12 protein-coding genes and 5 pseudogenes are annotated in these 26,673 nt (G+C 40.4%); 1 reads left to right on the forward strand and 16 read right to left on the reverse strand.

Going from position 1 to position 26,673, the window contains the following annotated elements; translation table 11 throughout:
- Positions 1 to 37 precede the first annotated feature (37 nt).
- From JCM16496_RS06415 to susR, 15 genes and pseudogenes are all read right to left on the reverse strand, one after another.
- Positions 38 to 1,420, reverse strand: coding sequence for an SGNH/GDSL hydrolase family protein (locus tag JCM16496_RS06415; RefSeq protein WP_025833115.1), 1,383 nt, complete (start codon positions 1,418 to 1,420; stop codon positions 38 to 40).
- Between the two features lie 13 nt (positions 1,421 to 1,433).
- A complete protein-coding gene (locus JCM16496_RS06420; protein ID WP_025833118.1) occupies positions 1,434 to 2,981 on the reverse strand; it encodes a family 43 glycosylhydrolase in 1,548 nt (515 codons plus the stop codon).
- 6 nt (positions 2,982 to 2,987) lie between these two features.
- Positions 2,988 to 4,118, reverse strand: coding sequence for a beta-1,2-mannosidase (locus tag JCM16496_RS06425; protein ID WP_025833119.1), 1,131 nt, complete (start codon positions 4,116 to 4,118; stop codon positions 2,988 to 2,990).
- A 30-nt stretch (positions 4,119 to 4,148) separates the two neighbouring features.
- On the reverse strand, positions 4,149 to 6,302 hold the full coding sequence (locus JCM16496_RS06430) for a GH92 family glycosyl hydrolase (RefSeq protein WP_025833122.1): 2,154 nt from the start codon (positions 6,300 to 6,302) through the stop codon (positions 4,149 to 4,151).
- Between the two features lie 35 nt (positions 6,303 to 6,337).
- Positions 6,338 to 8,609, reverse strand: a pseudogene (locus JCM16496_RS06435) (GH92 family glycosyl hydrolase).
- 26 nt (positions 8,610 to 8,635) lie between these two features.
- Positions 8,636 to 10,024, reverse strand: coding sequence for an SGNH/GDSL hydrolase family protein (locus JCM16496_RS06440; protein ID WP_128809480.1), 1,389 nt, complete (start codon positions 10,022 to 10,024; stop codon positions 8,636 to 8,638).
- Positions 10,025 to 10,093: 69 nt separating this feature from the next.
- A complete protein-coding gene (locus JCM16496_RS06445; RefSeq protein WP_025833126.1) occupies positions 10,094 to 11,110 on the reverse strand; it encodes a DUF4961 domain-containing protein in 1,017 nt (338 codons plus the stop codon).
- An 11-nt stretch (positions 11,111 to 11,121) separates the two neighbouring features.
- Complete coding sequence (locus JCM16496_RS06450) at positions 11,122 to 11,589, reverse strand: hypothetical protein (RefSeq protein WP_025833128.1); 468 nt, start codon at positions 11,587 to 11,589, stop codon at positions 11,122 to 11,124.
- A gap of 17 nt (positions 11,590 to 11,606) precedes the next feature.
- The gene (locus tag JCM16496_RS06455; RefSeq protein ID WP_244440261.1) at positions 11,607 to 12,650 is read right to left on the reverse strand and encodes a DUF5005 domain-containing protein; all 1,044 of its coding nucleotides are present in this window, start codon (positions 12,648 to 12,650) and stop codon (positions 11,607 to 11,609) included.
- Between the two features lie 377 nt (positions 12,651 to 13,027).
- Positions 13,028 to 14,536, reverse strand: a complete 1,509-nt coding sequence (locus JCM16496_RS06460) for a RagB/SusD family nutrient uptake outer membrane protein (RefSeq protein WP_025833130.1) — start codon at positions 14,534 to 14,536, stop codon at positions 13,028 to 13,030.
- 19 nt (positions 14,537 to 14,555) lie between these two features.
- Positions 14,556 to 17,699, reverse strand: coding sequence for a SusC/RagA family TonB-linked outer membrane protein (locus JCM16496_RS06465; protein WP_025833131.1), 3,144 nt, complete (start codon positions 17,697 to 17,699; stop codon positions 14,556 to 14,558).
- 65 nt (positions 17,700 to 17,764) lie between these two features.
- Positions 17,765 to 20,101, reverse strand: a pseudogene (locus JCM16496_RS06470) (GH92 family glycosyl hydrolase).
- A 66-nt stretch (positions 20,102 to 20,167) separates the two neighbouring features.
- Positions 20,168 to 22,697 (reverse strand): annotated as a pseudogene (locus JCM16496_RS06475) (glycoside hydrolase family 38 C-terminal domain-containing protein).
- Between the two features lie 215 nt (positions 22,698 to 22,912).
- Positions 22,913 to 23,437 carry an RNA polymerase sigma-70 factor gene (locus JCM16496_RS06480; RefSeq protein ID WP_025833133.1) on the reverse strand — a complete coding sequence of 175 codons (525 nt, stop codon included), beginning with the start codon at positions 23,435 to 23,437 and terminating at the stop codon, positions 22,913 to 22,915.
- Positions 23,438 to 23,627: 190 nt separating this feature from the next.
- Positions 23,628 to 25,231, reverse strand: a pseudogene (gene susR, locus JCM16496_RS06485) (SusR family glycan utilization regulator).
- A 104-nt stretch (positions 25,232 to 25,335) separates the two neighbouring features.
- Between susR and JCM16496_RS25230 the strand changes: the two are divergent.
- A pseudogene (locus JCM16496_RS25230) lies at positions 25,336 to 25,463 on the forward strand (IS982 family transposase); the annotation flags it as partial.
- A gap of 168 nt (positions 25,464 to 25,631) precedes the next feature.
- Here the strand turns inward: JCM16496_RS25230 and JCM16496_RS06490 are convergent.
- Positions 25,632 to 26,531 carry a diaminopimelate dehydrogenase gene (locus JCM16496_RS06490; protein WP_025833135.1) on the reverse strand — a complete coding sequence of 300 codons (900 nt, stop codon included), beginning with the start codon at positions 26,529 to 26,531 and terminating at the stop codon, positions 25,632 to 25,634.
- Between the last annotated feature and the right edge of the window lie 142 nt (positions 26,532 to 26,673).

A 26,673-nucleotide genomic window follows, 5' to 3' on the forward strand; every position in this document is an offset into this window, starting at 1 on the left:
AGCATTATCATATTTCGGTTTTATGTAGCCCAATAGTTTACATCTGCCTCAACTGCACCTTCCTGGTTATAGGCTTATTGACTTCATAAATCTTATTGATAAGAATCTCCATTTCCTGCTTGCGTGCATCGCGGACAGCCTCAGACATCAACCGGGTATAGGTATCTCTATGTCCTTTCACCCAGCCATTCTTTTCGACATTATCATCCATCACTTCAATCGCTCTTCGGTCATTGGCAAAAAGTAGACCTTTCTGCTGGAAAAAGCCAAATTGCATCCAAGCGTAGTCACGGAAAGTTCTTTCAATCTCCCAACGATATTCATTGAGATGCATCACCACTAATGCTTGCTGGTATTGGGGGGTCTTTGTTTCCTTAGCCAAATTGATGCCCGCTGCCAGTTCACCAGCATTCCAGATACCAATTTCCTCACCGTCAATAAGCAGTTTATAATTGCCTTTCAGTCCGGTTACTTTCAGCATTTCACGATTCATCTCATCCATGAAGGGAACTACTTTCATGGCTTCTGCCTGACTTTTACTCTGTTCCCATCCACGAGGGATAGTATCCAAAGGATAGGGTAAAGATTTCGCCAAATAGTCGAAGCTCAGTTCCTTACCATTCCTCTTAATGTTGGAAATTGTACAGTTCTCAAACGTTACTGTTTGTTTCTTATTGGCATCAATTTTCACATTTGCCACATCCTTACCAGCAAATCCCTGAGCTTTCAGGAAAAGATATGCCATCACCATGTGCCCGTCATTATCAGGATGGATACGGTCGCGACCGCAAAGGGTGAATGAAGGATTTTTCTGTTGGAATTGACGGTTTATAGTGGTCATCGGTTCATTCAAGTCGGTGAATTCCCAATTGTTCTCCGCTGCAGACTGTTTCTGATACTCAACAATTCTCTTAATGGTTTCATTCTTCGTCCTGAAAGGCGCATTGCTTTTCAGTTGAACTGTTTCATCGTAAGGAGAAGTCCCCAACATCACAATGCGAGTATTGGGAAGTTCTTTAAAACGCTTCTCCATCTGTTGGTAGTTCTTGATGCTCTCCTGATATTTCTGTTCGCCGAATTCTTTGGGGTTATCACCATTATATTCGAAATAACCGGAATCATTCATTCCGAAAGTGACCATAAGTACGGTTGGCTCCAGGCAGAAAATATCACCATCCAGACGCTTGTTCATATCAAAAGCCGTATCACCGCCTATACCGCCATTGAATACGCGGAGATTCATATTCGGGAAACGGGTCATGTAATACAGCCAAATGTACGAATGATAATGTCCGCCATCTGTTATACTATTTCCTAAAAAGACTGCTCGGTCGCCTTCCTTAAAAGGCTTTACAGTCTGGGCAAATGCGGTAGTGCAAAACATGCATGTTGCCGCTACCAATACTAAAATCTTTTTCATGTTTCAATGTTGTTTATAAGGTTCTTTTTTTAATCCTCATTTTGAAATAAGCAAACTCAGCGGGAGAGTTCTTAGCACCGTTGTGCAATAGTCCAGGGCGTTGTACCCTATCCCAACGAATTAAATCATTGCCTTCCGAAGAAGTATTGTTCACTAAATTCCAAGTCTTTCCATCCTTACTCCAGAAGAAATGAAAAATGTATCCTCGCTCCACTTCTGTTTTCAGATAGATTTCCTTATCTAGATAAACTGTTTCATAGAGTACCGACTCTACATTATCTTTGACAACTTTCAAGAGCAACTTATCTCCAGAAGTTCCCCAAACGACGTGGTTCTTATCATCGCCATACAGCGTCAAGCCTTTCAGACTTTGATTAGCATTGACCACCTTCGTCTCGCAGGTATAATCAGGAGACTGGGAACGCAGGCAGAGCGCCGTACCATGCTCACCTCCTCCTTTCAAAATGCCAGATAAGGAGAGTTGACCTTTTTTCACAACCGCATCGATGTCCGAATATGGGTAATTCCAATTCCACTCTACCTTCAGTTTATTTCCCTGAAAGTTATCTTCAAAGTCTAGCAACGGCTCTTGTCGAGTTCCTGCAAAAGGTACATGCTGCTTCGCTACAGCGAGGTGTCCAGTCTTAAATCGTATCCAATGGTCATCCGTCATTTCCAATTCTTGCAGGATGGGCTGGCGTCCGGTATAGAAGCCTGCACCATTCAGATAGGCATGACACATATAGAACATACGTCCGTCGGGGGTCATAGCTATCGTGCCATGGCCACATGACATATAATCACCTTCACCTCCATGCAAAATGGGATTTCCTTGATATTTCTCATAAGGACCACAATAATTCTTAGAACGTGCCACATACACATCATAATCACTACCAGGACCGCAACAGCCATGAGCCGAATATATAATGTAATAATAATCTCCATGCTTAAAGTGGCACTGTCCTTCCATTCCTTGGTCTTCACTGTCTACCAATAAGGAGAAAGGTTCACCTTCCAAACGCAGCCCGTCAATAGAGAGTTTGCATCCCAGTAGTTCTATCGGACGCTTATCCAACCCATAGGCTTTCCAACTGATATACAACTGCCCGCTGTCGTCATAAACAAATGCATCAATAGCTTCCGTACCATATTCTACTATAGGCCCGTAATCAGTAAATTCGTGCAAAGGAGAATCAGAGGTAGCAACCCCGATATATGAGATTCCGGTATCCTTCTGACGGGCGGTATAATAACAATAAACCTTATTATTGTGATAAAATAATTCCGGAGCCCAAAAAGAATTGGAAGTCCATTCCGGTTTCTTCGCAAAGATATGGCCTATCTGCTTCCAATTTACCAAGTCTCTGGAAGTAAACACTGGATAGTAAGGAGCCCACTCCGAAGAAGTACCTGTAGCATAATACGTATCATCTATCCTAATCATGGAAGGATCAGCTACGTCTCCTCTAATCACAGGATTTGTAAAGAAAAACTGTTCCTGAGCCACCAACGGTAGCGCAAGGCAAATACACGAAAGAAAAATACCAAACTTTCTCATAGAGATTTATTTCTTAGACGGATTATATACAGCTACCGCTACACGGGAGTCGGCACAGCCGTAATACAAATACCACTGTTGATTGTGGAACACAAGTCCTTCAATAAATACCGTTCCAGCAGGATATTGCCCACTCTTTTCAAAGTCCGATTCCGGCACATAGAATGGCTTGTCCAAACGATCAAGCAACTTAGTCGGATCTTTGGCATCAAACAAAGCCTGGCCGGCACAGTAAGAGTTCGCTGTGTATAACGTATCTCGCTCCGCTCCATCAGCATTCTTACCGTTGTAGAATAACAAGATACCTTTATCTGTCATGATAGCTGGAGGTCCACATTCTGTCAATGAACTATCGAACTTACCCTCACGTGGAGCGATTACTTTCAAAAAGTCTCCCTTTTCATCCAACATAGGTATCCAGTTCACCAGGTCATTAGAAGTGGCTACATTTACAAATTTCTCCCCCCAATACATCCAATATTTTCCGTCGATTTGAGCAATTACCTGTTTTCCATCCACTAATTTGGTTACGATAGAAGCAGACTTGGAGAACTCATCAAAGAAACGTCCGTTATAAGCTTGAGCAAAAACTGGTCCATGCTTCTCCCACACTTGCAAGTTACGGGAAGTAGCAACAGCCAAACGTGCCAGCTTTCTGTTCCATTGTGTATAAAGCATCACATAAAGACCGTCTTCAGTCACAGCTATACGTGGGTCCTCGCAACCACCAGTCCATTCAAGTTCCTTTTGGTTATCATCGGACGGATAGAATACCGGTATAGACATTCGTTGAAAATGCAAACCGTCATCGGAGTACGCATATCCCAAACGAGAAGTACGTGAGCCGATACCGACAGCTGAATTGTCTTCGGCACGGTAGAGCACAACAACCTTTCCATCATAGATGGTAGCAGCGGGATTAAACGTATCACTTGCTTCCCAAGCTACCGAATCCTGCCTCATCGGGCAATAAAAAAGACTGGTTGTATCAGGAGAAATAATAGGATTAATGCCCTCAGGACGTTGGAAATCTACCCAAGCCCAATCTGGGAGATCCACTACTTGCTTTTTTTCTGCACACGAAGAAACAAGTGCAGCACCTATTAATAAGGCTATATTAAAAAAGAATCTTTTCATACCATTACAATATTTATGGATTGAACTTAATTAAGGAAAAGAAGGAGGAACTATTTTAGTGCCCCATTTCACATCCGGTTTACTCGAAGTAACATAATCTATGAAAGCACCCTTGCTGAGTTGTTCCCAATCAATCCAAGTGCTTTCGCACGGTTTACCATCCAGTTTCATAGACTTGATATAGATATTTTTCTCAGAGCCGCCTTTTATCACGATATCGCCTTTGGGCAAATGCACCTTTACGGAAGAGAAAATCGGAGTATTCACCGTGAAACCTCCGATACCAGGAATCTCGGGATAAAGGCCGATGCAAGCAAAGACATACCATGCCCCCATCGTACCTAAATCATCATTGCCCGGAAGACCATCAATTCTGCTTGAATACTGTTCGTTCAGCACACGGTTGACGATTTCCTGCGTCTTGTAAGGAGCCCCTACCCAATTATATATCCAAGGAATATGGAAACTCGGTTCGTTACCAGAAGCAAACCAAGCGTCATTATATCCGGCATCCAAGCGGACAAAAAACTCATCCAAGCGTACTTCCGCCTTTTGGTTACCGCCAATAATCTCTATCAGGCCCGCTATGTCATAAGGTACCATCCAAAAATAATTTTTATAGGTAGATTCTCTAAAGTCTTCACTCAGCGGTTTCCAGGAACCATCTGGATGACGCGATTGCAGCCAACCGGTTTCTGGGTTATACAAGTTCTTCCAAGAACGGGCAAAATGAAAAAAACGCCAGCTGGCAAACTCATCGCCTACGGCACGCAGAGCAAATTGTCCGATAGCAAAATCGGCGGAGGTATATTCTAATTGAATGGAAGCATTATAGTAGCCCTTATCCAAATATTGCTTCAAACCTGGACGGGCTTCCACATCCTGCGATTTGGCTCCTGGAGTTTCGGCACCCTTCTGCATAATCTTGAAAATGGGTTTCGGATCGTAATTACGGGCTCCAAAAGCATATGCATTGGCAATCAGGATAGGACTCGGATCACCTTGCATCACACCTGTCTCCACATTTGCCATCACCCATCGTGGGAAAACGCCACCGGACTGCTCAGCAAACAGCTGATGGGAGATGACAATATCGGAAGCGACTTCCGGGTCGAGTATGGACAACAATTGAATCTGTGTACGATAAGTGTCCCAGTTACTAAAGGAAGTGTAGTGCTTAGAGCGAGACTTATGCACTTTATAGTCTGCTCCCATATACTCGCCATTCACATCACTACATACATTCGGGTGTATAAAAGAACGATACATATGGGTATAGAACTGAGCAGTACGATCAGGATTGGTACCTTCGACTTCAATCTTACCCAGATAATGGTTCCATCGGGCTTCTGCCTGGTCTTGTATTTGTTGAAAATCCCAGCCGGTATTCTCCACTTTCAGATTTTCGCGAGCATTCTCTACTGAAACGTAAGAAATACCAATTTTATATTGGATATTCTTTTTCCTACTTACATCGAAAGTAAAAAAGACGCCTGAGTACTCGCCTTCAGCGAAAGTTGTATTCGGCATCAGTTCGTCTCTTTTCCAAGTACCCGATTCTAAAGCATCTGCATCGAACTCTGCAACGAAATAGACTTTATATGGAGTGCGGATGCCGCAAAAATACCCTCCTTCAGCATATCCTTCGCACTTATTTGGTGCGGTTATCACAACAGCAGCTTGTTCTATGGGAGTGGCAGAAATACCTCCGCCGATAATCACTGTACCGTACTGCAGGTCTGCCGGATATTCATAATTTGCCATACCGGTTCTTTCGGTCACAGTCAGTTTGGCCCTAATGTCTTCTTGTACTATAGCTTCATAATAGCCGGCATGTCCTTGTTCTTCAGTGACATTGATACGATAATTCAAAATATTGTCAGGGGACATCTCCAGTTTTCCTTTTACTGGAAAAGTCGGGAAATTACCCATATGTTCACAACCTCCGCCACTTAACTGGTTGATTACGAATCCGGAGCGTTTTGAAAAATAAGAAGGCGTAAATTGTACCATACCGTAAGGATAGGTTGCCCCCGGATAGAGATAACCTGAGGTTAGTCCTACGCCTTTAGTACCAATCAACGTATTGACTTGACGGGCATAATTGCCCGTCGCAGCTTGTGATGCAATTATTCCTCCCCAAATAAGAGAAAACAATAAACTAAATAAAAATTTAGACTTCATTTTTTATATGCTTTATAGTACAACTTTATCAACACTTATCTTTTTGACAAAGAGAAAGGGGCTGCATATTTTGAAGTACATCTACTTTTATTGGGCTGGCTTCCCATTTCAAATTTCAGTACTCCACCGTCTATTATATCACTATAATGAATATAGTTCTTATCCAAAACTCTTCCATTTATAGTAGCAGACTGTATATACACATTCTCTTTGCTATTCTCCGGAGCCTCGATTATAAATTTGTTTCCGTTCTCCAAGGTTATGGTAACCTTCTTAAACAGAGGGCTGCCAATTACATATTCATCTGTACCCGGACAGACTGCATATATGCCAAGTGAACTCAGGATATACCATGAAGACATTCCCCCCTGGTCCTCATCTCCCGGGTATCCCCTTTCGGTAGAGTTGTACAATCTTTCCACAATCTGGCGCACCCAATACTGTGTTTTCCACGGTTGGCCGGCATAATTATACAAGTAGGGCATATGTTGAATCGGCTGGTTACCGTGAGCATATTGTCCCATATTGGCCAGTTCCATTTCTGTCATTTCGTGGATGACACCACCATAGGTACCAGGTTTGATGGTACTGGGCAAAGTAAATACAGAATCTATCTTGGTAGTAAACTTCTCATCGCTGCCAAATAAATCAATCAAGCCTTGTACATCATGGAATACAGACCAGGTGTAATGCCAGGCATTACCTTCACAAAAAGGTCCACCCCACTCCAATGGATCAAACGGCTCTTGCCATTTACCATCGCTCCCTTTGCCACGCATAAATCCCATAGCAGGATCGAAGACATTCTTATAATTATACATCTGCCGGGCAAATACTTCCTGATAATGCTTGTTGCCAATCATCTTAGCCAGTTGATAACCGCAAAAATCATCGTATGCGTACTCCATCGTTTGGGCACTTGCTCCCATAGATTCGGGATAAGGAACATACCCCAGTTCAAAATATTCTTTCCAGAATCCACGCCCGTTAGCACCGCCCCAAGGACCTTTATTCATTGCTTCGTGAGCATAGGCTTCCAACGCCTGTTCTGGGTCGAAAGAACGAATACCTTTCGACCAAGCATCTGTCAAGAGTGAAATAGAATGATTTCCCAACATACCACCCGTTTCACCCGGAGCAGACCAGGAAGCAACCAGCCACATTGTTGTTGTGCTGCAAGGAGCGCATTCATATAGCGTCCCTGCATAGTAGGATGAAGAATATTAGTCAAAGGAAACTGAGAACGGAAAGTATCCCAGAAACCATTGTCCGTGTACATATACCCGTCGTATATCTTTCCGTTGTACGGGCTGTAATAATAAGGTTCTCCATTCACTTTACGTTCGTAGAACTTACGGGAGAAAAGATTGGCGCGGAACAAACAAGAGTAGAAAGTCCTCAGTTGTTCATCTGTGCACCCTTCGACGATGATTCTGTTCAACAGTTCATTCCATATTTTCCAGCCTCGGGCCTTAGTTACTTCCAAAGTCTTATCTGCACCCAATTCTTTGTTCAGAGTAACCAATGCTTGTTCAGCACTGATGTAAGAAGAGGCAGCTTTAGCTTGTACTTTTGAGCCTTTCTTGAATTTGATATATGCACATATCCTTTTCCTGCTCCATCCTGCTTTTTGGGAAACATCTCATCTTTCTGATTTTCCCATACACCATAATCCTCAAAAGGTTTATCAAACTGAACTACAAAATAATTGCGGAAAGATTTCGAATCATTCACAAACCGCTGATTGTTTACCCAGCCGAAGATCTGTCTCTTAGCCGGTTCTATTCTTATTTCACTTTGGTCGATATATCCGTCAATCACCAAATAGGCGTCTCCCGCCGAAGGATATGAAAAACGCAAATGTACCCCACGCGTAGTAGGAGCCATTTCGGTAGTAACGCCGTTATTCAACGTCACTTTATAATAATGTGGTTGTGTTATTTCATTGTCGTGGCTGAACTTGGCTGCTCGTTTGTCTTGATTGACTACCAATTCACCCACCACCGGCATAAATGAGTAGACTGCATAATCACTCATCCACGGACTACACTGATGTGACTGGCAAAAACCTCTGATGCTGTCTACAGCATATTGATACTTCCATCCCTCTCCATTCGGACCGGTTTGTGCCGACCATGTATGCATGCCATAAGGCATCCCAGTTGTGGGATATGTATTTCCATAACTCAACCCAAAGTGAGAATCAGTACCTTGCAGGGTATTTACATACTGTACCAGATCTTTCAACTGAGCATACATCTCCGTTGAGAAGAAAAAGAAGATTATCAAATATATAAGTCTATTCATGCTTTTCATTCGTTGTATTACTATTATTAGCCTATTCGTTTTAACTGTATCTTATGAGTGACCGGCTTATTTATTTTATAAATCATTTCAACAATAGCATTCATATAATTACTCCAAACTTCACGTATTTCAGGATACATCGCTTTGATATACCAATCATAGCTTGCTCTGAGAAAAATATCTTTGGGTAAATACTCTTTAAGTTTATCAATAGCCTTCTGATTATCTGAGAATAAGAGTCCTTCTTTCTTCAAAAAGGAATATTCCGTCCACAGATATTCCCTAAAACGTTTCTCGATTTCAAAGCGTTCCTCATTCAGATACATAATCTTGGCAGCCTGCTGATATTGAGGGGTAGTAGGATAATCTGCCAAATTAATCCCTTGAGCCAACTGGTCGGATGAAATATCATCTATCAACTGATTGTCTATAATCAATCGGTAAATGCCTTTATCCAAGTTGGTCACCTGAAAGTATTCCTGATTGAACTCTTCCATAAACGGTACCAGCTGCATTGCATCACGTTGTGATTTTCTATCTCCCCAACCATGCCTCGAAATGGAGTCGAGAGGATAAGGAAGAGAGTAAGCCAAATAGTCGAAAGCCAAATCGTTCCCTAGCTTCTTCAACCCTGATATTTTACAGTTCTTATGGGTTATCACATTTGAGTTATGCGCATCTATTGAGATTTCTGCAATTTCATTTCCCGCCAATCCTTGCGCCTTCAAGAATAGATATGCCATAACCATCTGACCATCATTATCCGGATGGATTCTATCTATCCGGCAAAAAGAGAATGTGGAATCTTTCGCTTGTTCTTTCAAACTTATTTCCTGCATAGGTTGGTTGAAATCAACAAAACCCCAACAATTCTTCTCTGCCGATGCACGTTGGGCATCTATTATCTTCAGAATAGCATTGTTCTTCTGATGAAGGATGAAATTATTGAACCTTGAAGTTTCATCATAAGGAGAACCACCTATCATCACTTTAGTAATCTTATCCTTAGCCAACAACCACTTCTCTATTTCCCGGAAACTGTCCAATGACTTCGTTATCCGTTCTTCCGAGAGTTCTTTGGCATTGTCCTTCAGATAAATATCATAGCCAGTATCATTCATACCGAAAGTAAGAATCACAAAAGTGGGCCTTCTATCGAAAACATCATAGTCCATCCGGTCCTTAATATCCCATAAACACTCTCCACCGATCCCGGCATTCATAATCGTAATCGGCCTATTAGGAAAACGAGTCATGTAATACAGCCAGATAAACGAATGATAATGTCCGCCATGGGTAATACTATTCCCGACAAATGCTACGCGTTCCCCCTTTTTGAATAGGGGAATCTGAGACTGTGCATGCAAGCAACAGCCACCGGCACAGAACAATAATAACAGAAAGAATATCTTCATATTCAAAATAAAGAGGGTGTATCAAAAGTAAAATTCACATTCCTTTCGTCTTAGACACACCCTCACTTTTTATTCACACGTTTCTTCTACTACAAAATCATCGTTTGTCTCATTATCCAGAATAACAACACTCTTATCCTTGTTTGTGAAATGTACTTGCATACTCAGGATAACAACATCTTTAGGCAAATCAAAAAAGTCTTTCGGATAAATATATTTCTGGAATGAAGTAACTTGCCCCAAATCACCCAATGGTTCCATCAGTGTTTTACTACTTGTTTCATCTACAATTTTCTCTTTCTCCACTCCATTTTCTTCGTATATGACTTTTCCTGCGAGATAGGCATCACCACCTTTGAGACCTCCTTCAGTCACATAGTTAGGCTCATTATATCTGATAGAGAAAATATCACCAAAACCGAAAGTAGCTGGTACAAATGATATAGCAGGATCAGCAGTGAAATCCATCATCGGTTCGTCTCCGCCGGTTACTTCAAGAACTTTAGCGACCTTTACATAATCATCAGGATACTTTTCATTGTTGAATCCAAATGCTTCACCACAGAATGTATATCCCATATAGAATTTGATAGCTCTCGGACCTGTATGAAGTTTAATATTTACTGTACCATTCACTTCTTTTTGATCGGGATTGGTATCATTTATCTGGAAAGTAGTGGCAGACTTGAATACTACCCACTCTACCGGTCCCGTATTATCCAATATACCAATTTTACTCTGGAACGAAGAAGCCCATGGCAAAGCATCCGATGGGTTCTTTTCTCCAGCCCCAACAAGTACCATAGGTTCATTGGTAACAGTGTTACCGGCAAAGGCTGCTGTGGTAGAAAGTGTCAAGGTAGCATTATTAGCCACATTCCAGCTTTTGGGCACCAATATACCGAATGCCAACTTACTGTTACCATCCGTTTCGGCAACAATCTTAATTTTTACAGAGATATTGATATCACTGTCCACTTGTGCATCGTCAGGATGAATAACATCCTCTATTGTCATACAAGTGATAACAAAAAATGGTACTACCAAAAGAAGCAGTAACTGCATATATTTCCTCATCGATTTCATATGTATTTTATTTATTTGTTAATACTCTTAAACGTGTACTTATAATCCAGTGACGGGCAATCCAGTTGGAAAGGAATGCTGAATTCACCATTCTGATAATAAGCGATGACATTCTCTGTTCCGGTAATGCGCAATTCATTAGGAAGAGCTTCGGTATCTAAATAGCAATCGATTCTGCCCTCCGGAATTTCAAAGTTATATGGAGAAAAAGGTACGTCTCCATTAGAAAAAGTTACTCCGCTAATCTTACTATCAGTATAGTGTATGGTCAACCTGAATGTATCGAAGAATGCAAATTTTGATGCAATATCTATACCGTTAATATTCACATCATCATATTGCATTACTTGTCTGATACCATAGTTTATATCACCATCAGCGGGATAATCCTTACTCATCTTTACCCGGTCATCTGTATCGCAACCTGCAAGAGAGAATAGCAATGAGGCTATTGCAAAAATCAATATATTCTTTTTCATATCTTATTTTTTAAGTTTTATTTTTCTAATATCTTATTTATATCCACCCAGAAGAACCGGGGACGATATGTACTTACATCGCTGAATTGCTCCGCAAAAGTCTCGGTATTGACATTGTAACTTATCAATATCATGCCGTCTTTCTCGAATTGCGGATGAGCCATCGCATTGTAAGTAAATAAGTGTGGAGTATTCTGTTCGTATGTCTTGAAAATAAGCTGTTTGTTTCTCCATGGACCACTAGGACTATCAGCTATAAACGTATAGATTTCACCGGAGTTAAACGTCTTCTTCTGTGTGAGCAAAACGTATTTGTCACGCAACTTGAACACATTGAATTGTGAGGAAACCGGTACACTTGCCAAACCTTCCAATTTTACAGCTAATGAAGCATCCGTATTCCAACCGGAACCGGTATAATACTCCCAATTCGTATACAGATTGTTCATAGTAGACCTTGCGACCAACACTTCGGAAATGGGATTCGCATCATTCTTCACATCTACCTGAGCATAAATGTAAACATAATCCTCCTCTTTCAATGCTGCCATTCCATAATGAACATCTTCAGAACCATTGAAAGGTATAGGAGTAGTCCTCACCAAGTTCAAACCAGGCAGGCTATACTCCAGGATATGGGTGGTTTCGTACATGAAGCCCCACATACCGTCTCCCCCCTGGTACATCAATGTCTGGAATATGTAGAGTTTATTGCCGTCTACAAATCCGTGCCCGGGCCAATACCATTTCTTTTCATCAGGAAATTTGGGAGGAACAGCAGCAGAAGATTTTTTGTTGCCATTGGCTCCGTAAATAGCACTGACTTTTCCATTATCATACACAATATACGTATTCCGGTACATATGGTCTGAAGTAGAACGCTGTCCATTGGAAACGGTTCCAATATACGAATCGCCCATCAGAAATATGCTTCTACCATCAGGTAACAGAACGGAATACATACCGTCTCCACCCGTAACACTGCCTTGATCGGGAATGATTACTTTGGATATTTCCTTGTCAAGACCATCAATCCTTGCTTGGATCGAGGTTGTTTTCACAACCTCGTCATTCTTAATTAATGAGATGGATACGGATACTGGTTCATTATACGGTATATGAGTAAAAATGAATTCTGTGTTATTCTTACCAACGGTTTTGATTGTTTGGGGATTATCCAATTCAACTCGGTAGCTATCGAAACTAACTTTTGTATCAGTAAGTTCCCAAGACAAGTGCAGGGTATCAGCATTCGAAGAATGGTGATTTTTATGAAATTATCATCTTCCCCATTTTCAAAGGGGTTCTTTATTGTACCGCCACCATCCGAGCAGGAAAAGAGGAAGCACAAGCAAAATGCTAAAAGGGTCATATATTTGAAACTACGTTTCATATTTAAACTATTTATTCTCAAGTTCTCTTTGACAGTGACGCGTTATTAGTCTCTTTTCAGATTAGGATTCAATCTTTTCTCACGGATAGGATACGGCAATAAGAGATCTGCTTCTTTGAATGCAGCTCCATGTCCGGGAGTCTGATAACCAATCATATCTACAATGTTACCCGTAACCACATGCAGTGCTTTATGAGTTCTCAGCATATCGTACCATGTATGTCCTTCAAAGCAAAGTTCCCAGAATCTTTCTTTCAAAACGTCATTCACATTTATAGATGACGGTCTTGACTCCGTGGGCATTGCTCTTTTTCTTACAGCATAATAGGCATCTACTGCATCCGCATTATTTGTTGTACCGCCATCTACCTGCGCTTTTGCTTCAGCAAGCATCAACAGCACATCGGCATATCTCAACAGTGTATAATTGGCACCCGACTTACCGGTGGTTGCAGCTTCGTCATCCCAGAATTTATAAATATAAGGTCTTCCCAATTCAACGATACCAGAATTGTCGAGAGCCTGGTGCTCCGTGTAATAAAAAGCTTGTTCTTCTAAACGCTTATCTCCATCGGGGTATGTACTATAGAATAACAATGTAGGAACCAGTGCACCTCCGTATGCTGCATTTGCCGAAATAGCTTTTGCAGGTGCAGGATAAGGCAACATATCACCATGAACAGGAGAACCAGCATTATCAGCTTCCCTTTGAATGGAGAATATATGTTCACCAGTATTCTCTGTGGTTCTCAGTTCTTCATATGTATCGAATAATCTGAAAGCTCCGCTCTTATATACTTCGCTGGCTTTTTCGAATGCCTTCTGATAACATTCGCTCTTCTGCAACGGATATCCTGCCATTGCCAAGTAAACTTTAGCATGCAATGCTTTTACAGCCCCCTTGGTAACTCGACCGCTGGTACTTGTCCAGGGGCAGTTTTCCATAAGCTCACCAGCTTTTGTCAAATCAAGGTCAATCTGAGAATAAACACCGTCAATCGATGTCAATTCAATTTCTACATTTGCCAAACTCTTTGTACTAGTAAGTTTCAAAGGAACGGGACCGTAGAGCTGTACCAGATTAAAATAGTAATAAGCGCGCATAAAATAGGCTTCACCCAGCAATTCGTTTTTTCTGTCCTCAGTTAAAACACCATCGGCAATAGCTTCGATACCTTCAATAGTACTATTACAGTTTTCGATAGCTTTGTAATCTGTTTCCCAAAATTTCTGTACATATCCGTTATTCTCCGCAATAGTCAGGTTGTTAGCTTGAGACATATCTTGAGAACCTGAACCGCGCAGACGTTCACCATAACCCGACAGATACTCTAAAAAGATGAATGTTTGTGAACCGGGTTCTATATCTCCATTAAAGATATCATCCAGGAATGTGTATAATCCATTCACCGCAGCGACAACTTGTCCTTCATTCTGGAAGTATGAGTCGGGGGTAAGAAATGTCTTCGGTTTCTCTTCAAGGAATGCATCGCATGACGTTGCAATCACCATTAGGGTAATCAACCCACATATATTTGAATATATTTTCTTCATAATCGTCTATATTATTTTCTTAGAATACAACCTTTATATTACCAGTAATAGTCGTCGGACGAGGGTAAGCATAGAAATCAATACTCTGGCCTGTATCCGTATTGAATGCACCCACTTCCGGATCATATCCGGGATATTTCGTCAGCACAAACAAGTTTTCAGCAGAAACTCCGATAGATAAGCTGTTGAATGCTTTGAATGCCCTCAGCATCTTAGGACTAAAGGTATAGGATAATGAAACATTACGAAGTCTCACGAAATCGCCTTTATGAAGCATGTATGAGTCTTTTTCATTTTCTCCAAAATAATTATCCGACGGAAGACGTATTGCAGCAACCATTGTATTCTGATTCTCGGGTGTCCATGCGTCTAGTATGGATCTAACATTGTTGCTATACAACGGTCTGTTCTCCAACATAGAGTTTGTTACATCCATAATCTTGAACCCATAAGTATAATTCAGGTCGACCATCAGAGAGAAACCTTTATAAGTAAACGTATTTACCATCGTCAAACTTCCCTTTGGTGTACCGTTACCCATAATCTGGCGGTCTTCTTCGTCAATCTTATAGTCTCCATTCACATCTTCGTACTTGATGTCACCAGGTTTCTTACCATATTTAGCAGCTTCTGCCACTTCAGACAAGCCCCAAGTACCCAGTCTTTTATACACATAATATGATGCCCATTTTTCACCTTCTCTGGCGATAGTATTATTTCCGGTATCGATAGTCTCCCCATTAATATCTTCAACCACAAGTTTATTGGTAGAGAATACCAAGTCTGTCACCCAAGTAAAATCACGAGTTTGCACATTATGTGAAGTGACAGTCGCTTCAAAACCTTTGTTTACAATTTCACCAAGGTTAGTCCATGTAGTTGAATAACCGGTAGTGAAAGGAACTTGTTTCTCAAACAACAAATCTTTGGTAGACTTCTGATAATAATCCAGGATAAATTCCAAACGATTATTCCATAAACTCATATCAAGACCGACATTAAACTGATGCGAAGATTCCCACTTCAAATCCTTATTACCCAAGTTACTGAAAACAACATAAGAGGTAAGTGCTTTGTTGAAGATGGTAGAACCATTGCTATATTGTGAGATGGTTCTGTAGTTCGGAATAGAAGCATTTCCTACAATACCGTAACTGGCTCTCAGCTTCATCTGGCTGATAACATCTTTTACAGGCTGGAAGAAGTTTTCTTCTGAAATACGCCATCCGGCAGATACTGATGGGAAATATCCATACTTATTATTAGTGCCGAAGTTGGACGCACCGTCTGCTCTGAACGTAAAACCAAGCAAATATCTGTCAAGGAAGCTATGATTCATACGGAAATAATATGAGTTCATAGTATTCTGATTCATACCGGACTTAGGCTCGTGCCATGTAGTTCCTGCCGACAAATTGTGATAGTCAAACGAATCATCGAAATATTGCTCGGAACCTGCTGAAAAATCCTCTGCACGGTTATAATACCAACTGGCTCCCAACACAAAATTTGAACTGAGTTTACCACCAAAAAACGTATCTGTATAAGTGAAATAGTTCTCATTGGTTAGTTTCTGAGTTTCTGCATTTCTGATATCGGCATATCCGCCATTGTTCTCACTTACGTCAAAAAGTCCAGCTTTAGCATAGCTCATTTCTTTACGATTGCTCACCTGATAGTCACCTTGAATAGTCAATGACAATTTCTTAGTAATATCAAGAGTAGCATTCAAGCTAAACAAAGAAAAATTGGATTTCCATTCGTTCTTTCTATCCCGAAGTAGTAACAGCGGGTTTTCCGCAGTTTCTGACAATGGATAATCATGCTTACGACCCCATGTACCATCCTCATACTTAATAGGAACAATAGGCGGCATTTCAATCATGTTTCTAAGAGCGCCCTGATTGAACGAACCTTCCATATCATTATTATTGCCTTTCTGGCTACCCATCGTTCCAACAAGTTGGATATGGAGCCAATCTTTAATCTTGGTTCTTACATTCATGGTAGCAGAATAACGTTCGTATTCGCTCTCCTTAATCAAACCTTCTTGATTCTGATAACCTATACTGGCATATATGCTCGTATTATCATTTCCTGAAGAGAAGGAGAGAATATGGTCATTGGTAATGGCTGTTTGAGTCACCTCTTTCTGCCAATCCGTATTATACTTCGGTGAAGCAATCAAAAGTCCTTTATCATCGTACTGATAATTGCCAGAAGCATCCTTGGCATAATAAAATAAATTTTCATAAGGAGTTGTCAAGTGAGGCATAGTCTGTCCGCTATATGCATAAGCACGTTTCTGTACCTCCATATATTCATCCGCATTCAGCATATCGAGCTTTCTGCCCATGAAACCGAATCCAACTTTACCATCATAAGTGATTGAACCTTTACCTTTCTGCCCTTTCTTTGTAGTGATAAGAACAACACCGTTTGAACCCTGCGCACCATACATGGCTGTTGCGGCAGCATCTTTAAGAATGTCAATAGATTCTACATTAGCTGAATTAATAATATCGGGATCTACACCGATTACACCATCCAACACATAGATAGGGTCTTTTCCAGCATTGATAGATCCCATACCGCGAACACGTAGAGATGATGACCCACCAGGTCTACCGGACATAGATACATTCTGCACACCGGCAACTTTACCTGCCACACTCTGCATAATATTGATAGCCGAAGGTCTATTATTCAACTCATCCCCCTTTACGGAGCTCACCGAAATAGACATATCCTTTTTAGAACGGGTACCATATCCGATAACAACCACATCATCAATCAAAACGGCATCCGATTCCATTTTCACATTGAACTGCGACTTATTGCCAATCGGAAGTTCTACAGTCTTCATTCCCACATAAGATAATTGCAATATTCCTGCATTTGCGGGTACTTTCAATGTAAATACACCTTCCAAATTAGTCGTTGTGCCCAATCCCGTGCCTTTCACAACAACAGCGACTCCAATTAATGGCTCACTATTTTCATCTGTAACCACACCAGAAATCGTTCTTTCTGCCTGCTGCAAGATGATGTCTGAAGCAGCATTTGTCCGAACTCCACCACATAATAGCAGAGCCAACAAAAACATCATTTTTACAGTTCCAGGAAATGCACTAAGTGCATCCGCTCTTTGTTTTCTTTTCATACTAGTAAACAATTTTTTAAATTAATAAAATGCTTTACCTTATCTATAGGTTAACTAAAAATCATCTATATTCCCCACTTCTCGTTGGGGGTATCCCCCATATATAGTTCCAAAACACCACCCGCTACAATATTCGCAAAATCCAAATAACATTTATTGTATTCCTTACCGTTCAGCAAAGCTCGCTGTATATATATGTTATCTGCACTATTATCATGAGCAATCACAACAAAAGTTTTTCCCGAATGATATGTCGGATCAAGGCGGAACTCTACCTTATCAAAAATAGGACTTGTAATTTCCATACGCGTATTACCCGGGCAGGAAGGATGAATGCCGGAAGCAGTCAAAACATACCACGCCGACATTTGTCCAACATCTTCATTGCCAACGATACCTTCCACTTTATTGGCATATGCTTTCTCGCAAGTGTAGCGAGTCCATTTTTGCGTATACCAAGCACAGCCAATTGATTGAATAGGAAAGGAACAAAATGTACCGGCTCATTGGCATGGTTATAATATTCATTCCACAGCATATTAGAAGGAGTTTTGTTAAAAAAATCAAGCAAATCCGCAATCACTTTTTCCTTGCCGCCCATCAATTCCACCATTCCCGGAACATCATGCGGCACAAACCATCCTTGTTGATAAGGATTTGCTTCTATACAACCATATCCTTCTTTCAGACGTGCATTCTCCGGCCATGCCTGCCACGTACCATCCGCATTACGAGGACGGAACCACCCTTTTTCGGCATCAAAAATATTGTGATAAACTTGTCCCTTTTCAGCATAGTTCTTTGCGTCATCTTCTTTTCCTAAAGCTTTAGCCAATTGGGAAATACACCAGTCAGTGTAAGCATATTCCAAAGTATGCGAAATACTCACCGGTCCCGGAGTATAGCCCAACGAATCGTTACCAAAACGATGGGACGTATTGATGGCATACTGATATGCCTTCTCTATATCATAGGTACGAATTCCTTTTATATAAGCATCTGCCAGTACAGACAAGGCTGGGTTTCCCAACATACAACCGGAATAAGAATTCATAAACTCCCAGCGTTCATAATATTCGCGTCCACTTTGTTCGGCCATTGTAATTAAAGAATTCAATTCATCACTAACCAAACTTGGATTAACAATAGTCTGTAAAGGAAACTGGCTACGAAATACATCCCATCCACTAAAGATGGTACGCTTAGTAAAAGTATCGTCACTTGTATGTATTTTATAATCACCGCCTATATAGCGTCCATCCACATCCGTATAAATACGGGGATCAATCATTGTATGATACAAAGCTGTATAGAAAATAGTTTTCTCATCTGTTGTTCCCCCAGCTACTTGCACACGACTAAGTTCTTTATTCCACAAATCATTGGCTTCCTTCTTTACCTGGTCAAAATTCTTAGACGCAATTTCTTGTTTGAAATTATTAGCAGCACCTTCCATATCGACAAAGGAGATGCCAACTTTCATTACAACTTCTTCTCCTTCCTTCGTAGGAAATTCCGTATAAAATCCAAATGCTTGCCTTCCAGCTCTTTCACCCCCTTTATAATCGGAGCTTCCGAAACACGTGCCAAATACGGTATACTCACGACTTCATCGCGTTTCCGCACCCAATTATCAGGAATATCTGCACTCCAAAAGCCATAATCAATCAAAGGTTTATTGAATTGTGCATAGTAGTAGATGGTATATCTGGCATTTCCGTCGCCATTTCCCCAGCCACCGCCTTCAGGCGTACACTTCATCCAGCCCTGAATAGTATAGTCATCTACCACCTTGATATATTGGGACGTAGATGTTCCCCCTATTCTACGTGCCAAATCTATCTGAATACGGGATTGCTCATTGGCGGGATAAACAAAACGCAATATGCCGCATCGCGGTGTTGCACTCGCTTCTACTTTGATTTTATAATCACTTAATTCAACCGTGTAATAACCGGCACTGGCGGCTTCAGAAGCTTTGTCGTAAATAGAACGATAGCCTTTTATACTATCATTGCCTTCTTTACCAGCAACTTTCCACAACTCACCCGTTGTAGGCATCACGAGAAAGTTTCCTAAATCACCAAACCAACCTATCCCACTCATGTGGGTAAAGGCAAAGCTTCTATTGTTTTGTGTTCGGTACTATAACCGGAACCGTTATCTCCCCCTGTTATGGTGTTCGGACTTAGTTGTACCATACCGTAAGGAGTAGTAGCTCCGGGGAAAGTCTTACCCAATCCATGATAAACCCCGGCAGCTCCCACACTGGTACTGGCACCGATAAACGGATTCACATAATCTGTTGGAGTCACTTCTGCCGTCACCTTATCTGTTGATGAGCAAGCAGTCATCCACAAAAAAGAGCAAGCAATTAAAAGATTTACAGTAGCTTTATACATATAAGATTAATTAATTATTTATATAAACCAAGAGTCTGAGGAGCCCCTCCAACTCCCACAAATAAATCAATTCAAGACAAAGGTTTTTAAACCGAAACGAGGCATTGACACCAACATCTCTGTTCTCCCAGAACGCACTTCTATTTTCTTTCTTTCAATAGACTTTCCATTCAGATCCACCTCTTCTACACTGGATAAAGGCATACCCAAAGTAACTTTGCATTGTGTGTTCTCTCCTTCGACATTAAATAAGCGTAGTACAATCTTTCCATCCCTCAGCTGGGCGGAGCTTACCTGATAACCGGTGTTTTGCAGGTCGACAAATGATTTTGATTCCAACTCTGCCAATGAGTGATAAGAGCACAACAACGGTTCATTCCACTGGTCACTATTAGTAGCAATGGAAGCCTCATCCCATTTGCCACGATGGGGAATAATGGCGTATTTCATCTTCAACGGAGCAGTGATTTTGTAATCAGGTCCCCACAGTCCTTGACCAGAGTATTGGGCAGTCAATCCCAACGGATAATCTTTTCCATAGGAATAAGAAGTCGTGTGATTTGACAATAAAGCCAGTGCATAATCTCCTTTTTGTTCCACCAGATCAACCCAGTGAAGGATGATATTATGTTTAATTTGATCCCAAGAATTGAAAAAAGTATCCTCCAATTTACTTTCACAGACATCAAACGGAGCATCTTTATATATACGAGGAGAAGCAAGTTCTACCGGAAACAACACACTCAACTTATACCTATCATCGCAATATGCTCTGCGGTTATCACGCCAATTCTTTTCTTTATACTCACCAATACCTACATTACCCTTCCAATCAACAGTCAGTTCAAAATCAATACGCTTATCTCCCTGCGTAAGAGTAACAATCTGTGTAAACGGATGCGAAGCAATTTCACCTTCAATCTTTACCTTCTTTTCGTATACGTTATCCCTCAAAACAGTCAGCTTCGCAGGAGTCTCCGTAGAAGAACGGAATTTACCCTCTTCAAAAAAAGTGCCCCCTCAATTCACCTAAAGCATATTCTCCCGTTTGCTTGGCAAACTCTTTATTCCCTTCTTGCTTAGCAATCAAGCTTTTAATTGTTCCTCCCTTCGATAAATCAAAAACTATTTTATACAATTCGTTTTCGACTACATATTCCCGTTCATTCACCTTTCTATTCTCCGAATCTACCTTTCTACCTATTTTCCTTCTTTTGATGCAATACGTAGAATAACCGAAAGGAGGAACTTTTGCTTCAAAAAACAATCTTATATTTTCACCTTCTTTTTCTATTGAATAACCTACCTTTTTTTGTTTCCAGTCATAAATTTCCCACTCAGCGTCTACATATTCACGTGGAAGCAAAATATCTACAACTTCTACTCTTTCACTTCCCAACGTATTGTAGACGCGTACATATCCTTGCTGATTACCGACAACCGCACTCCCTTTATCAAAACTCCGCATAGATGCCTCAACAATTCCATCAGCTATACTGTTTGTCTGGTCTGTCCATCGTTTGATAGCATCTGCCCATGTACCCTGCTTGTTCAACCTATTGTAAGGAACAATCCATGAATCGTGGTGCTGGGCCAACATCAAAGTCCGCCAAGCCTCATCCATATCGGTCTGGGCATAGCTATACCCATTCATTAAATGAGCCATTACTGACATCTTTTCCGCCATCACAATCTTATTCTCAGAGGTACGCACTTCCTGGGCAATCCTTTGCATCACCTGACTACCCCACATTAGGTTCACGTGCACATCTTCTTGTGATAAATGCCAATCATCATCTGTTTTACCAGTAGAAATATTCTCAAAGTAATCCCTCCATCTTACATAAATAGAATTGCTTTTATTTTCACCCAGCCATGGACCATACTTCCATCCTGCATCCTGAAAACACATCCCTACCGGATGTTTGATTCCTGCATCACGACAAGCCTTCAGATAAACTTCGGAATTACCCCAAGCCGTTGTTTGCCATGTCGAATTCTCCTCCAATCCCTCACAAGCATAACGAGGAACAGCCAGAATAGAAGTGCCGTCCGGCCCTACCCAATTCACCAGTTCACCGCCATAAGCACCACTGTATCCTCCCCAACAAGTATTGGGACACTTAATTACAGCATACTTATATCCGAATAATTTAAGAATCTGTGGTAAACAACTTGTGAAACAAGGTTCCTCCACGGAATAAGTAAGGAAATCAACTTTAGGAAAATGTGTATTTATTTTTGCTATACCATATTGAAACTGCCTAATAATACTTTCACCTGAGATGTTGTAACAGTAAGGCTGTGCATAAGTAGGATTGGTAAATTCAACTTGTTTGCTGACAGCTACTGTCTCAAACATGCGATAAGCCTCAGGAGTCCGCACTTGAACAGTGTCCCATGTTTCAGGTTCCATCTCTATGCCAATCCGCCAATCCGGATGCTGAGCCAATTGGTCTACTATGAATTGAGTTTTCCACTCTATAGGATAATGCCCATATATACCTCCATGATACCCATCAACGAAGTAAGCTTGTTGTGCCAGAGTCTGCACCGCCCACAAAATTATCATTAATATGATACTAAGTTTCTTCATGATATTTTAAATCTTAATATATTGTTACTACTTCTCTATATTTTTTTCAGCCTTCCATCATTATTCACATCTGATAATTTTTTTTCTTTTTTTCCCAGAAATCAATTTCCCGAAAAAATATTTATATAAATCATCTTCTATGTCTTGTTTTTCCTCATATAGGAACGATTAGATTAGCAAATACCACTAAAAAGCTCCTATAAAATTCAGAAAAACTATGCGGCCAGACACATACCTAGCTTCACTCTCAACTTTTTAAGTGCTATGCTCATCTGACATTCAACTGTATTAACTGAAATTCCCAGCCGTTCAGAGATTTCTTTATACTTCAATCCTTCCATACGACTCAATAAAAAGATATCACGACATCGTTTCGGTAAACTATTAATTGCAATACGAATCGATATTTCCATATCATTTTCTTCCGATATATCAGAAACTGAGAACCTATCCAAAGATTGTAGCTTTATACCCCATTCTATTTCAAAGGAAATCTGCGCATTCTCAACATATCTTTGCTCAAAAATTTTATGTTTCAGGTAATCCAGACATCGATTCTTCACAAGTCTGAAAAGATATGCATTCATATTATCAATGTAATCTATAGAATCCCGTTTTTCCCATAAGTCAGCAAACACATCTTGAGTTATGTTTTCTGCATCCTCAGCCTGCATTACAAACTCCCTTGCAAACCGAACTAACTTCGGATAATAAATGAGGTATAATTCTGAAAAGACCATAGTTGTGTTTTTTTAGATTAGCATTCAGTTACCAAAAATCTTATGATGCAAATATAGAAACTGAAAAAGCCTACTTCTTATAGAAAGTAGGCTATAAAGTAGATGTTTTGAAAATACTAAATTCTATATACAACTATAATTCAAGGCATTACAAAATATTAATTTTAGGAGTTTGGTAAATCGAATAGACTCACTTTTGAGACAAAGAACCGAGTTTTTTCACTTCTTCTTCAAAAAGATTACTATCAAGAATTGACGTCCTTTTCACTTTACTCTTATAATTATAGATTGTTTGGACAGAGTAATGAAGAAATACGGCAATTTGTCCGACATCGGTAATTCCCAGTCGGATCAAAGCAAAGATACGCAATTCTGTATTTAACTGGTCTTTTTCCAACCGATACTGTTCGTCAGGTATCAGAAGAGAATTAAATTCCTCTACAAAATGAGGGTATAACTTTAGGAACGCTTTATCGAAATTGGCATATAATCCTTCCAATTCCTTCTCAAAAGGACGGGAAGAAGATTTATACAATTCATCAACCTGCCCAGTTTTTATTTTCCGATTCACATTCTTCCTATACTCATCAAGCTTGTTGATATAAATAGCACATTGATTCATAAAGTAACCGACGTACTTCTCCTTGATTAAATTCGCCTCATCCAAATTCTTATTCAACAATATCAGCTCCTCATTCATTATATTAAGGTTCTTCTTAGCTCGCGATACTATTTTGGTCTGCTTGAAAGTAAAAAACAAAGTAATAGCAAGAGCTATCACAAACAAACTGGTGAGAAGAATATAAAAACGCAGATTCTGTTTCTGTTTCTCCAATTTATATAAATAAGTATTTTCAATAATAGGATGAATACGGGCTATTACCGTGTTTTTGAAACGGGAATTATAGAAAATGGCATCGTCCAATGCTACTTTTATATAATTATAAGCTCTATCAATGTCCCCTTCATGATAAAGGTTGACTGCCAGAGTCAACAACGCTTCATTCTCTTTTACAGCCAACTTAGTATCTGCTATGGCAGCCAGCATTAGGAATTTTTCTTCCTCTTCTTTTTTTTCCGCCAACTTATACAGTCGAGCAAGCCCCATCGCCATCATCGCATATTCATGAGTCTCAGGTTTCTGTTTATCGTATATCTTATACAGAATTTGAAGAGCTTCATCAAGTTTACCATCATACTGAAGTTTCACAGCCTTTTCTTTCAAATACTCATCCGATTGAGGTCCAAGATACCCATAACCGTATCCCTATATGCCTCCTTCAGTTGCACATATTCCTCCGAAAATCTGGCATCATCCGTATATTTAATAATATTCTCGTAATAGCGGATACGGTTCCAACAATATAAAGACTTTAAATTAACAGACAAATTATCACACTGAATCAATTTGAGAATATCATTCGCTTGTACAAAAAGCCCTGACAAACAATAAACAAAAGCTAACTGAAGCTTACTCTCTAATATATATTCCTGATTCCCCATTTGTTCAGCAATTCCTATATTCTCATGAATATATCGTTCTGCAGAGTCACAAACAAAAGTTTCATACTGGTGAATAATCTCTATATTTAAGTGATACAGATTATTTAAAGTATTTTGTTCTGTCTTTTTCAGCTTCAATTCCTCTATCGTAGCCTTCTTTCTTTCAGTATATACAAGGCGGTCAGAAATTATTTTATCCAAAGCTTTTAATAGAGAGTCATTCTCATTGCGCGCACAAAGCTGCAACACAGAACTTATTATGAATAGTATAAAGCAAAGTGTGTATTTCATATATAAATACAATTCGTTGGCAGAATTAAATATTTAAAGATTTATGTTTAGAAATATTATGTGCATTTTTGATTTCTGGCAAATAAAAAGTAAACAAATTCTTAATTTACAATTGCCTTATGCAAAACTGATATGCAATATTCGCAAAATTCCTTAATATCTGCAAGCAAATGAAGGATAACTTAATCAATGAACAAGGAAATATATACGCATAGGGGTTATTCCTATATTTTTCGGATCGGTTTGAATAATTTATGGTAGAACAAAGGAAGATAACTATATCAAAAACGCATCATCCGTTTCATGTGAATGGATGATGCGTTTATATCAAACAAGTAGAGTATTTTCTTTAGGCAAACTATGAGTTTGGCCCACATATACCATCTGTTTTTTCTGTGTCTTATACCAAATGGCCGATCCACTCTTCTCGGTCGCCCGGCAGCAGGTCTATTACCGGAACTTCAACCATTGTATAGCAACCCGGCTGCTGACGCATAGCGGCACGCGCCACACATACCAGCACTTGTGCCGTGAGGGCAGGATTGTTGATACGCATGTTGAAGTCAAATAGCTGGTTCTGCGTCTTGCCGGACACACCCTTACGGGTCAAGTTTACCCCATGACCCATGTCGAGCAGTGCATCCACACTCGGAACCAATTTTACATGTGTTTCGTCATTCACGAAGTACGGGTCGGCTTTGATGGCTGCAGCCACCTTGTCAAATTCGTAACCATCCTTCAACTCGATGTACACCATACGACGGTGAATGCCGGTTCCTGTAGGAATAGTCATGGAAAGGGCGGCTTTCACACCTTCGATGGCCTTTACAGCCACGGTGTGTCCCATGCTCATGCCAGGACCAAAATTAGTATAGGTAATGCCTTTCGGAGCAATGGCTTCCAGCATAGTGCGGACAATGGAGTCACTACCCGGGTCCCAGCCGGCAGAAATGATGGATACCGTATTATGCTTTTTAGCCTCTGCATCCAGTGTGCGGCGCAAGGCAGTGATACCCGTATGAATATCGAAACTGTCCACAGTATGAATACCTAAAGCAAGGATCTCCTTTGCATACTCTTCCACTTTGCGGGTAGGCGTACAAAGGATAGCAACATCCACGTCTTTCAGTTCCTTGACATTCTTCACAACGGGATATGCACTCAGTTCCGCAGGACAGTTTTCAGCTCCGGCACGGCGTACTACACCGGCAATTTCGAAATCGGGAGCTGCTTGCAGGGCTTCGAGCACATAATGCCCGATATTACCATAGCCAACGATGGCTGCTCTTACTTTTTTCATTCTTTTTATGAATTTATTTATCAGTTTTCTACTTTATCAGCGCAAAAGTAAGCATTTTAATTTATTATATCGGCAGAACTCCCTGCTGTTTCACACAGTTTTTCTTTTTTTAGTGAGTGAAAGTCCAATAATAATTCATACA

This window comes from Bacteroides rodentium JCM 16496, from assembly GCF_000614125.1.
GTDB classification, from domain to species: Bacteria; Bacteroidota; Bacteroidia; order Bacteroidales; family Bacteroidaceae; genus Bacteroides; species Bacteroides rodentium.